At 48.3% G+C, this 11646-nt stretch carries 11 protein-coding genes and 1 pseudogene; 7 read left to right on the top strand and 5 right to left on the bottom strand.

Annotation, left to right across the window (positions count from 1 at the left end; genetic code table 11):
* Window positions 1-163: 163 nt before the first annotated feature.
* A complete protein-coding gene (locus QHL1GM_RS07695) occupies window positions 164-1693 on the bottom strand; it encodes a helix-turn-helix domain-containing protein (RefSeq protein WP_071693938.1) in 1530 nt (509 codons plus the stop codon).
* 1219 nt (window positions 1694-2912) lie between these two features.
* Between QHL1GM_RS07695 and QHL1GM_RS19325 the strand changes: the two genes are divergently transcribed.
* Window positions 2913-3080, top strand: coding sequence for a hypothetical protein (locus QHL1GM_RS19325; protein WP_175540364.1), 168 nt, complete (start codon window positions 2913-2915; stop codon window positions 3078-3080).
* A gap of 268 nt (window positions 3081-3348) precedes the next feature.
* On the opposite strand, the gene QHL1GM_RS07690 is transcribed toward QHL1GM_RS19325, so the two are convergent.
* Both QHL1GM_RS07690 and QHL1GM_RS19665 read right to left on the bottom strand, forming a co-directional pair.
* Window positions 3349-4494 carry a site-specific integrase gene (locus QHL1GM_RS07690; RefSeq protein ID WP_071693937.1) on the bottom strand — a complete coding sequence of 382 codons (1146 nt, stop codon included), beginning with the start codon at window positions 4492-4494 and terminating at the stop codon, window positions 3349-3351.
* 80 nt (window positions 4495-4574) lie between these two features.
* Window positions 4575-4661, bottom strand: a pseudogene (locus QHL1GM_RS19665) (YebC/PmpR family DNA-binding transcriptional regulator); the annotation flags it as partial.
* Window positions 4662-4953: 292 nt separating this feature from the next.
* Between QHL1GM_RS19665 and QHL1GM_RS07685 the strand changes: the two are divergent.
* Together QHL1GM_RS07685 and QHL1GM_RS07680 are read left to right on the top strand one after the other, a co-directional pair.
* Window positions 4954-5571, top strand: a complete 618-nt coding sequence (locus tag QHL1GM_RS07685) for a LysE family translocator (protein WP_175540363.1) — start codon at window positions 4954-4956, stop codon at window positions 5569-5571.
* A 58-nt stretch (window positions 5572-5629) separates the two neighbouring features.
* Window positions 5630-6121: a glutathione peroxidase gene (locus QHL1GM_RS07680; protein WP_071695946.1), complete on the top strand. Its 492-nt coding sequence runs from the start codon at window positions 5630-5632 to the stop codon at window positions 6119-6121.
* Window positions 6122-6139: 18 nt separating this feature from the next.
* Here the strand turns inward: QHL1GM_RS07680 and QHL1GM_RS07675 are convergent, their stop codons facing one another.
* Window positions 6140-6526, bottom strand: a complete 387-nt coding sequence (locus QHL1GM_RS07675; RefSeq protein ID WP_071693935.1) for a hypothetical protein — start codon at window positions 6524-6526, stop codon at window positions 6140-6142.
* A gap of 216 nt (window positions 6527-6742) precedes the next feature.
* Here QHL1GM_RS07675 and fabV point away from each other — a divergent pair, with 216 nt between their 5' ends.
* The 3 genes from fabV (at window position 6743) to QHL1GM_RS07660 (ending at window position 9362) form a co-directional block, all read left to right on the top strand.
* Window positions 6743-7954, top strand: a complete 1212-nt coding sequence (gene fabV / locus QHL1GM_RS07670) for an enoyl-ACP reductase FabV (RefSeq protein WP_071695945.1) — start codon at window positions 6743-6745, stop codon at window positions 7952-7954.
* Window positions 7955-8009: 55 nt separating this feature from the next.
* The gene (locus tag QHL1GM_RS07665; protein WP_071693934.1) at window positions 8010-8225 is read left to right on the top strand and encodes a hypothetical protein; all 216 of its coding nucleotides are present in this window, start codon (window positions 8010-8012) and stop codon (window positions 8223-8225) included.
* A gap of 159 nt (window positions 8226-8384) precedes the next feature.
* Window positions 8385-9362, top strand: coding sequence for a GlxA family transcriptional regulator (locus tag QHL1GM_RS07660; RefSeq protein ID WP_175540362.1), 978 nt, complete (start codon window positions 8385-8387; stop codon window positions 9360-9362).
* 33 nt (window positions 9363-9395) lie between these two features.
* Here QHL1GM_RS07660 and QHL1GM_RS07655 read toward each other — a convergent pair whose 3' ends face one another.
* Window positions 9396-10190 carry an SDR family NAD(P)-dependent oxidoreductase gene (locus QHL1GM_RS07655; protein WP_071693933.1) on the bottom strand — a complete coding sequence of 265 codons (795 nt, stop codon included), beginning with the start codon at window positions 10188-10190 and terminating at the stop codon, window positions 9396-9398.
* 233 nt (window positions 10191-10423) lie between these two features.
* Here QHL1GM_RS07655 and QHL1GM_RS07650 point away from each other — a divergent pair, with 233 nt between their 5' ends.
* Entirely contained in the window at window positions 10424-11638 is a 1215-nt protein-coding gene (locus QHL1GM_RS07650) for an aspartate aminotransferase family protein (RefSeq protein ID WP_071693932.1), read from the top strand.
* Window positions 11639-11646: the final 8 nt, after the last annotated feature.

Below are 11646 nucleotides of genomic sequence, written 5' to 3'. Positions count from 1 at the left end.
ATGTTAATTATCATTTATAATCCCATTTACACGACCAACAAGCAAGGCATGAAAGTGGTTTATTAAGCTAAATAATCCGTGGTATCAACATGTACGCTAGAATAAATTCAGTATATTAATATAGCCTGCGACCAATTTTTCCATATTCATCATTAATACGTAATCAAGCTGCCTTCAGCCATCTCCGAAGAGTAGAAGGATCAACATCTAGAAAATCAGCAATGTCCTTCTTAGCACGACCATCCGCAAGCATTCCCCATGCAAGGTTTTTCTTCTTTTCTAAGCCAGCCTGAAAATCGGATAAAGGAGGACTTCTCATAATGCTGGTATCAATCTCACATTTTATCTTAAGAAGCTTTTCAATCTCTTTCGCAGTATGTTCATTTGGTAAATAGTGAACTGTACGCTCTGCCTGTCCTTCAAATTTTCGCAAGCTGGTTCTGCATATATGTTGAATGATCATTTCAAAGAATCGACTATAACAAATAGCATCTTTACCAACCTGCTCATCAATACCCATCCTCTCCAACATTAAAGTATATAAACGATCTTCAATGCCTGAAGAATTCCCATGTATAAGGTTAATTGTCCGATTAAAGTCTTGGTAACCATTCAGTCCTCTTGCATCAAAGCCTATGTTTTCAGCGTGATCTGGCCATTTATAACCACACCATTTATGAGTCTGAATTAGAATTGGATTTTCTCCGTTATGTTCCATTACACGAACTAATGCTTCATGACCATCTACCTCATCCGACCACACATACGTAACTTGCTGTTTCGTGTTAGTAGTTAACATTGCCTTGCTAATACGGTCACCCGAGTAAATAGGCACCAATACGGGAGTCAGGTTATACGGTCTTGGTTCAGGCTGGAATTTTGACTCTTCAAAAGTGTACCCGCTTGCTTCTAGATGCAGATAGAACAAAGTTCGACTCACAGCATGACCAAGAATATGAGTTTCTTTAGCATAATCTACAGCTGTCACGTAGTCATAGTAACCAACACAGTTAAACTGATAGTTCTTCAATTTTATTTGATATTTTATGTACACATCGACTGAATCATCATCCAGTGCAACCCAAGTGTCAGGAAGGATAGAACCGACTCTCATCCTTGCCTTTGCAGCAGCTCTCACAGTCTTCTTAGACTCATTTCTAACAGTTACTTTACCTGTATCCTCATCAACTAAAATATGAGAGGAAAGAGTAAGTGTGTAAGAGTTTTCTTCAATAATTGAGTTGCTAATATTTGAAATATCTGGAATCTCATCAATCACAAGTGTCCAGTCTTTCAGATGTTTAGGCTCAATAGTTCTTAAACCAGCATGGCTAATCAGCATCACTACTGGATCAATATATTCTCTATTTTTCAATAAATCACCAATAACAGATGCAACACCAAAATGATCCCGAGAAGTCACTTCTAAAACATTGAACTTTTCTTTCTCTAATCTTTCACGTATTTCATTCAATGATTTCAGTGTTGGTAGAGCATATACAATGTGGTCATTTTTTGAAGCTGATTTAATGAATTTTTCAGTCTTTCCAACGGCTGGAAGAGCATCTGAAATGTAGACTTTCTTAATAGGCCGCGCATTTCCCTTAATAGTATTACTAAGCTTTTTGCACGCTTTCTCAGTGATAGCACTGTAGTGTTTAGGCGACTTTTTACTCATGATGTTTTCAATCATTTATTTTTCCTTAGTTGTGTATTAAACCTCCTTCACTAGCGGTTTTCCCACAGTGACAAAGATAAATATAGTTTCAGAAGGGGAATAACTTTAGAATCTTCGCCAAGCATTAGGCTTTCCCCTTTGTATGTTCTACCTCATAATGCAGCTAGCATATTATTTATCGACACCTTATTTCACAATTCCAACCAGAAGAACAAATTTATTAACTCGCTTTTACTTTCATTTAACTAATTCCCATCATGCAGATATGAAAAAAACCAGCCTATCCCTGGGAGGGATTCTGCGAACCTTGTAACGTGACAGCTCTACCCATCACGAAGGGTTACAATTAGTAGATTAGAAGTATGTGAGGTCTATATATAGTAGTAGTAAGTGCAGTGCCACTACATAAATACTCATTAACTATGCCACAACCTACCTTTCTAAGTCAAAATATAAATAAAAAACTCTTTAACATCAGCAAGATAGTAGAACGTACTGCGGCAAGGATGGTGATAGTGATGAGCACTGGCGATAGCTTACAAGTGAGTCATGTGTTGCTCTTGGTTATTGAGGCCACTATAAGTTTAAAAAATCTTACAAAAGCTTCAGCAAGCAATCATTATTAACGAATAGGACTATCTCATACTGGAAATAAAGCTGATAGGGGACGCATCGAGACCAAGCATCAACCAGAACATCTGTCTATGGTGTCTATTTCAAGCCAGAATAAACGATCTCTCTAAAGGTAAGGCTATGTGCTACCCATCCTCTAAAAGCGCCTAGAAGCTAAAATAGACACTTTAAAGCCTACCTTTGAAAAGTGGTTATCTTGGTGATGGCATCAGTGAACCTAAAACTTACTGTGTCACCATTGCTAGTGTATTGTGCTAATCCAACTTTATCATGGCCGTAAGATAATGCTACGTCATAAGCGTTCTTAACAATTTCAACAGGTATCAAAAGTTTAAAGTAAGAGAATGTTCAAGATGTTTCCTTAAAGTTTTATAATATCTAATATGTCTGCGAGCGCGCTGGTCTATGTGACTAGATATTCTTATTAATGAAAGATAACTTTCTATAATTAACTTTGGTGATGTTAATCTGGTCTAAAGCTAATATATTTAAGACAGTGTGTAGAATACCCTCCCAGGACACCTCTTTGACATTGTGAGATATTGGGTTTATATATATCTATTGTGGTGCCTTATTATTTATGTCACAGGAGATTGGATATATGAGCGGCGTTATTATGACTAAGAAAGAATTGGTGAGATTTCTAGGTAATGACGTATGGGTCAGTATAGATAGACTGGAAGATAAGGCTTCTCCCAAGAAACAGAAACAATGGAGTGAATGTATTAGTCACCTGGAAAAGCTGATTGCAGAGCTAGACAAGATATAATGATCTGGTAGTGGTATTTATCAAGGGTTTTAGGGGGCCTAACCAGCAATCTCCTAGAACCCCTGTTACCCCTATCTTGTAATGGTTATTCGTTTTGAGAGGTCGTTACTACAGCTAAATATCACCTTGTCAGCCTTGGGAGTGTATTGGGCAAGTGTTGAGCCTTGAGATTTACAATAATCAAGGGCAATGTCATAGGCGTGCTTGCCACTTTCCACTTGTATTGAAAGAGTAGCTATTAGTAATAATGACGTTATATTCACAATATTTATCCTTTAAGCTTTATTAGCTCTACTATGTCTACTAAGGCTTCAGGTTTAAGTGTTTTACCGTATCTATCATAGGCCATCGTACCTGTAGAGTGACCCATTAACGCGGCTGTAAGTGATACATCGACACCGTGTTGCTTGAGAATGTTTACACCTGTATGCCGGAAGCTGTGAAAGGTCTTGTCTGGGCCAATAAATAGCTTGATTAAAAGCTTACCAAACCATTGTGAAATTGCGGCAGGTTTAGCGTTAGGTAATAACCGATCTTCAACAGTATCACAATGTTCAAGTAGTCCAAGCTTAATAAGCTCACTGTGTACAGGTATTACCCTTTCTGAATAGGCATTCTTGAGTCTTTGGTAAGGTTTATTTTCTCGGATATGAATACACCAAACACCATCAACTTGATATACGTCTTCTTTGGATAACTGACACGCTTCAGATATTCTGCAAGCAGTGTAGAACGCTATATATGTTACAAATAACCGATCAAGACGCACATCTTCAGTATTGATATGGCTGAATATCATTGTGAGGTCTTCAGCGGTAAAAACACTACGATAAGACGATTGCAGCCTCTTAACCTGAACTTTCATCCCTTTGAATACGTTATCAGTTACGAAGCCCTCTTGCTCAAGCCAATTAAAGAACGCTTGCACCCTTGAGATGTAGATATTAAGAGTGCTTACAGAAATCTTTTCATCTGGATAACCCTTTTTCGGTGTTTCTGAAAGCTTATCTCTAAACCGTCTAGCATCCTGCTTTTCATACTCATTAACAGGCTTATCACCAATGTATTTCATCAACAGCCCAACGGCGTGTAGCCTGCCATGCAGTGTTGAGGGGAGTATACCTGTTAACCCTTGATGCTTAGAGTGCTTAGCCAGTAGAGAGGAAAGGGCGGGTTGAGAGCTTCTTGCTGCTGGTGATGGGCTAGCTTCTTGAGGAGCAGCTTCAAAGCTACTAACAGCCTTCACATACGCATCAGGAAACCTTCTAGCAGCTTCACGTTTAGATTTAGTATCTAAGCTCCTGCGGAACTCCCTTTGCCTACTGTCTGCAATACCCAGTCGCAGCCTAAGCTCATTAGTGAGAACTAATCTAAGGTAATAGGTGCCATGCCTATCTTTCATTAAATACGCCATTTCTGTATCACCTTTTGGATTACTTGGTGGTACAGAGCGTTAATCTCTATTTAAAACAAATGCTTAGTGGTATTGGCTGTTTCGCGTCCATATTTGCTGTAGACCTTGGTCTTTGCATCGGCCGTTTTGGCCATGGATTCCTTACGGTTCTGAAAAGCCCTGCCCATGTTGCCGTCCTATGTTTTCAAGTCCTAGGTTTTCAAGACCTATGTTTTCTAGACCTATGTTTTCTAGACTTATGTTTTCTATATGCCCCGCGCATTGAGTGGTGGGGCGAGTGTTTCTAAAAGAGTGAAAAAAGAGCGAAGAGTCGCATAGAGCGAAAAGAGGAAATTTTACCCAACAGCGTACCATGCTAACAGCGTTATTTGAGGCGCTTACCGAAGTGTTGCTTGGCTTAGCGTATACTGGCCGTCAGCCCCCGATACTGTGATATCGACCCATCAAGGAGAAACAGGCATGCCGTTGACACTCTGGCTATCACTCGCCGCGATTTGTGCCATGGGCGCTATGTCGCCGGGGCCGAGTTTGGCACTGGTGCTGCGCCATACGTTAGGCGGCGGGCGTTTTACCGGGGTGACTGCAGCCATCTTCCATGCCTTTGGGGTGGGCTTTTATGCGCTACTGACCGTTTGGGGGCTAGGGGCGTTAATCGCCGGTTTTCCGCTACTGTTCCAACTTATTACCTGGTGCGGTGCGGCTTACTTGGCGTGGCTCGGGATTAAAGCGCTGCGCGCCGGGAAAGCCGGTGCCTTAGAGCCTAATGCGATTGTCACTAGCCGCGGGCAAGCAGCCAAAGAGGGCGTGTTAGTGGCATTGGGCAACCCGAAGCTGATTCTATTCTTTGTCGCGCTGCTGAGCCAGTTTGTAACCCCGGAGATGAGTGGGCTGGCCAAAGCTATTATTGTGTTAACGGCGATGATTATTGATGGAGGCTGGTATGTGTTGGTGGCGGTAGTGCTTTCCCACTCACAGATTCTGCCCTGGCTGCAACGACGTGCCCACTGGATTAACCGTATCACCGGCGTACTATTAATTGCGCTGGCGCTACGCGTGGTCGCCGGACCGCTGGTGTAAAAAGTATAGCCGTGGCATGGTGATACCTATGCCGTTTGGGGTTTTGTGGGGCCGCTTAATGCAAATATATGACCAAGATTGCTATACCCACCAAGGGCTGCCGTTTAACTTACGTGCGCTGCGCGGCCAGGTGTTGCTGGTGGTTAACGTTGCCAGCCAGTGTGGTTTTACCCCGCAGCTAAGCGAACTCGAAACCCTTTTTCAGCGCTACCGGGATCGTGGCTTTACCGTACTCGGTTTTCCGTGCAATCAGTTTGGCCGCCAATCTCCGGAGAGCGCTCAAGCGTTTTGCCAATTTGGTGAACAGCAGTTTGGTGTCAGTTTTCCGTTACTGGAGAAGGTCAATGTCAACGGCAGTGGAGCCCATCCACTGTTTGTACTGCTCAAGCGTGAGGCGCCTGGCGTGCTGGGCACACAACTGATCAAATGGAATTTTACCAAGTTCCTGGTGGGCCGTGATGGCAAGGTGATTGCCCGCTTTGGTCCGCGCGACCACGGGCGCCCGCTACGCCTTGCATTAGAAACAGCCTTGGATCAAAGTTACCCCTAGCGTCGAGATACGCTCCTTCTATACCTGCTCGCCCCGCGCGACTGCTACACGGTTCATTAGCGCGTTCCAGCGGTGACGCACCATCATGGTTGTTAAGCCTGAAAACAGCGCCCAGCTTTTGCGTCGCCAGCCCTTCAAACGCATGTTGTGATTGACCAACTGTTTCATCAGCTTATAGTCGTCAAATTGTCGCCACTCGCTGGCAATTGAGAGTTGATGGCGAGACATCACGGGCGCCATTTCCAGGCGAAACATCCATTCAAGCTCGTTAAGGGTCATATCGTAGCGCTCTACGACCTCGACCATACGCGCGTAATCGCGCTCGCTGGGTTCACGGTCTAGCCACAGCGGGGCGAGCGCTAGCCAAAGATCGCCGCGTTCATCTACTAGCTGCTGCGCATTCATGGTCGCCTCATTAGGGAAGTTGTTGCTTAAGCGGCTATCGTGACGCGAAAGTGGCTGTATCTCAATGGTAGACAATAGCTCAAGAGCGGACAGGGCGCACGGAGACAGCTAGAATAGCCCCACTGAGACATGACGTTGCTATGGCAAAAACTATGGCAAAACGATGTCACTAGTTATGATGTCAAAAGCAAAATCTATCCGATAACGAGGTTCGATGTGATTATTAAACCCAAAGTGCGCGGCTTTATTTGTACCACCACTCACCCTATTGGCTGCGAGCAGAACGTTCGCGAACAGATTGAAGCAACGCGTGCCCGCGGTTTGGATAAGCAGGCTGGCCCGAAGAAAGTGTTGGTGATTGGTGCATCAAGTGGCTATGGCCTAGCCGCGCGGATTACCGCGGCCTTTGGCTATGGCGCCGACACCCTGGGAGTGTTCTTTGAAAAACCTGCCACCGATAAAAAGCCAGGCACCGCAGGTTGGTACAACAGTGCCGCTTTCGACAAGTTTGCCAAGCAGGAAGGGCTGTACAGCAAATCGATCAATGGCGATGCGTTCTCCCATGAAGCGCGGGAAAAAGCTATCGAACTGATCAAGCAAGATATGGGCGAGATCGATCTGGTGGTCTACTCACTGGCATCTCCCGTTCGCAAGCTGCCGGATAGCGGCGAACTTAAGCGCTCGAGCCTCAAGCCAATTGGCGAAACTTACCGCGCTACGGCTATCGATACCAATAAAGACGCGATTATCGAAGCGGAAGTAGAGCCTGCTACCCAGCAAGAGATCGACGACACCATCACCGTGATGGGCGGCGAAGATTGGGAGCTGTGGATGGACGCGCTTGACCAGGCTGGCGTGTTGGCAAAAGGCGCGCGCAGCGTGGCGTTTAGCTATATCGGCACCGAAATCACTTGGCCGATTTACTGGCACGGCGCACTGGGTAAAGCCAAGGAAGATCTGGACCGCGCTGCCACGGCGATCGACAGCAAATTAAAAGCTACCGGCGGCGGTGCCAACGTTGCCGTGCTTAAATCAGTAGTCACTCAGGCAAGTGCGGCGATTCCGGTGATGCCGCTCTATATCGCCATGGTCTATCGCATCATGAAAGAGCAGGGCCTGCATGAAGGCACCATCGATCAGTTGAATCGCCTGTTCGGTGAGCAGCTTTATTCCGCTCAAGGTCAGCGGGGCGAGTTGGTGACTGATGAAGCCGGGCGTCTGCGCATGGATGACTGGGAGCTGCGTGACGACGTTCAGCAAGCTTGCCAGGATCTTTGGCCGGAAGTGACGACCGAAAACTTATTCGAGATTACCGACTATGCTGGTTATAAGCACGAATTCTTGAAGCTGTTTGGCTTTGAGCGTGACGATGTAGATTACGATGCCGACGTCAATCCAGAGGTTAAGTTTGATGTCGTGAATCTGTAAGCCATTCTCAGAGGCGGTAGCGCCGCCCAATTCGACCGGAACGCGGGAGGTGTTTATGGATACTAGGGAAAGCAAAACCCCGGAAGAAGAGAAGCAGCATATTATTAATGAGCGGGTGCCCGAGGATTATGAAACCTCAAAACCGCATCTACAGCCTGAAGCCAAGCAGCGACCGGGCGGTTTATATAAATTACTCCCACTGGTGGTCATCATTCTCGGGGTGATTGTGGTCAGTATCATTGTGTTAGGCATTATTAACCGGGGTAATTAGTGCTTAACCATTCTCTCGTTTTGCCGGGCCTTGTGCCCGGCAATTTGCATTCATGCGTCACGTTTTTGCTGCAGTGGTCATAACGCTGCGATCCTCTACGCAATTGGGTAAGATAGTCGTTTACCCACGGCGGATTTTTATGCAGCTCAGTCAGTTATCATGCAGCCCAACCCGTTAACCTCTCAAACAGGCACTCCCCGTCGGCGAGTGGCCTTTCTGCTGCTGCCAGGGTTCTCGTTATTGACCCACGCCAGCGCACTGGAGCCGCTGCAAATGGCTAACCAGCTGAGTGGTCAGATGCTTTACCACACCGCCACATTAAGCCTCAACGACGAACCCGTCCGCAGCAGCGCCCAGCTGTCGCTTATTGCCCAGCACGCATTAGGTGCCGCATTAGGACCGCTCGACCTGCTGTTGATATGCGCACCAACGCCGCTGCCGTATACGTTGCCCGCAAAGCTGAATGAGTGGTTGCGGGGGCACCAGGGGCGTGGCGTGGCACTGGGTGGATTAGCAGGCGGAACTGAGGTGTTGGCGCGCTGTGGGTTGCTGGAAGGCTATCGTGCGACGCTGCCCTGGCAGCGGTTTGAGGCTTTTTCTCAGGCCTATCCGCAAGTGACGCTTTCTCAACAGCTGTTTGAAATTGATCGCGACAGGCTGACCTGCGCGGGCGGTACCGCGGCCATGGATCTGATGCTCACGCTGATTGGCCAGCATCACGGCGCCCGCTTGGCCGAACAGGTGTCGGAGCAGTTTGTCTGCGACCGCATTCGCTTGGCTGATGAGCGCCAACACGTGCCGCTGCGAAGCCGTTTGGGTCATGCACCGCAAAGCTTAGTGGATGCTGTCACACTGATGGAAGCCAATATTGAGGAGCCACTCTCGACCCTGGAACTGGCCGAACACCTGGGTATCTCCCGGCGTCAGTTGGAGCGGCTATTTAAGAAGTATCTGCAGGCGGTGCCCAGCCGGTACTACCTGGATTTACGCTTACAAGAGGCGCGCAAACAGCTGCGCGATAGTGACCGGCCGGTAGGCGATATTGCGTTTGCCACGGGGTTTTCCTCTGGCGCACACTTTTCTACCGCCTACCGTCACCATTTCGGCATGACGCCGAGAGAAGAGCGCCTGGGTTAGAAGGAAAAGATTAGAAGGATAAGATTAGAGGGATCAGGTTAACGTATCCACAATGCCACCTTCCACGCGCAGTGCCGCCCCGGTGGTTGCACTGGCTTGGGGGGAGGCGGCGTAGACGCTCATGCTCGCGACCTCCTCTGGGGTTGCTAAGCGCTGGATGATGGAAGAGGGGCGGTTCTCTTTAACAAAGCGTTCTTCCATCTCTTGCTGAGAAATACCCTCTTTTTCCGCCATTTCCCCAATCATCTTGAGTACGCCTTCTGAACGGGTCGGCCCAGGTAGAATGGCATTCACAGTGACCTGGGTGCCGCTAAGCACTTTCGCCAGCCCCCGTGAAACAGACAGCAGCGCCGATTTAGTCACGCCGTAATGCACCATTTCACTGGGGATGTTGATCCCTGACTCGCTGGAGATAAACTGAATACGCCCCCAGTCGCGCTCGCGCATTCCTTTGGCGTAGTGCCGAGAAAGCCGCACTGCGCTCATGATATTAATATCGAAAAATTGCTGCCAAGTGTCGTCGTCAACGTCGAAAAAGTCCTGTGGGCCGAAAATGCCTACGTTATTGATCAGGATGTCCGCGCTGGGCTGCTGTTTGATAAGCGTTTGGCAACCTTCAGCGGTGCCGAGATCTGCAGCAACGCCTTCTACTTTGGCATTGGGGGATTCTTTTTTAATCGCCTCGATGGCATCGTCAACCCGCGACTGGCTGCGTCCTGTCACGACCACGTTAGCGCCCGCATTGGCGAGCCCTTGGGCAATCGCAAAACCGATGCCTGCCGTCGAACCGGTGATAATGGCGTGCTTACCGTTTAGATCAATCTGCATGCGCTGGTCTCCTCTCATCCTGAGTGTCGGTGCTCATCACTATGCAACGCAGCTCAGCGAATAACCGCATAGCTTGCTAATAAGTATGGGGCTCTTTTAGAGTTCTTCAAGGCGGTTTAGTGGTATGCCGATACGCCGCTATTCATAATTTGCCGTCCCATTGCTGAAAGCATTTGGACTCTTTGCCACCTTATACTGTTGTCACTACTTTCCTCCACTGGAGCTAGCGTCCCATGAGCCATACCCCAAGCCGTCAAGATTACGACCACTACATGACGCCCAACTACTCACCGCAGCAGGTTATTCCCGTGCGTGGTGAAGGTAGCCGCTTGTGGGATCAACAGGGGCGTGAATATATCGATTTTGCCGGGGGCATCGCGGTTAACTCCCTTGGTCATTGCCATCCGGTGTTGGTTAACGCGCTCAAAGAGCAGGGCGAAAAGCTGTGGCACCTTTCGAACGTGTATACCAACGAGCCAGCGCTGAATTTGGCCAAGACGCTGGTCGAGCGCACCTTCGCCGATAAGGTTTTCTTATGCTCCTCCGGCGGTGAAGCCAACGAAGCTGCGCTTAAGCTGGCGCGCCGCTGGGCGGTGGATAATTACGGTGAGCAGAAAGATAAAATCATTTCGTTCCACCAATCATTCCACGGTCGTACCTTCTTCACCGTTAGCGTGGGTGGCCAACCCAAGTACTCCCAGGGCTTTGGCCCGGTGCCGGGCGGCATTCTGCATGCCACCTACAACGACCTGGAGAGCGTTCGCGCGCTGGTTGGCGACGACACCTGCGCGATTATGGTTGAACCGATGCAGGGCGAGGGCGGTATCGTGCCCGGCACCCAAGAATTCCTGCAAGGTTTGCGCGATCTCTGCGATGAACACAACGCTCTGCTGATTTTTGACGAAGTGCAGACGGGCGTTGGCCGTAGCGGGGAGCTCTACGCTTATAAAAACATCGGTATTACCCCGGATATTCTCACCAGCGCCAAATCCCTGGGCGGCGGCTTCCCCATTGGCGCCATGCTGGCAATCGACCCAGTGGCTAAATCGCTGGTTGTCGGCACCCATGGTTCTACTTACGGTGGTAATGCGTTGGCCTCTGCCGTTGCCCTGGCCGCGGTGGAGTTTATCGACACCCCCGAAGTACTCGAAGGCGTTAAGCATCGCCATGATCTGTTCCGCGAACACTTAGAAACCATCAACCGTAAGCACGGCGTGTTTAAAGAGATTCGCGGTATGGGCTTATTGATCGGTGCGCAAATGTCGGATGCCTATGAAGGCCGCGCCAAAGACATTCTGCCGCTGGCTATTGAAGAGGGTTTGATGGCACTAATTGCCGGGCCGAACGTACTGCGTATGGCGCCTTCTCTGGTCATTCCTGAAGCAGATATCGCCGAGGGCATGGCGCGCTTAGAGCGTGCGATTGAGCGGTTAGTTGCGGCAGGATGAGTGAGCAA

Origin of the sequence: Halomonas sp. QHL1 (assembly GCF_001882345.1) — a bacterium.
GTDB lineage: Bacteria > Pseudomonadota > Gammaproteobacteria > Pseudomonadales > Halomonadaceae > Vreelandella.
The sequence above is the reverse complement of the archived record's forward strand: the minus strand, read 5'-3'. Positions and strand labels throughout refer to the sequence as shown.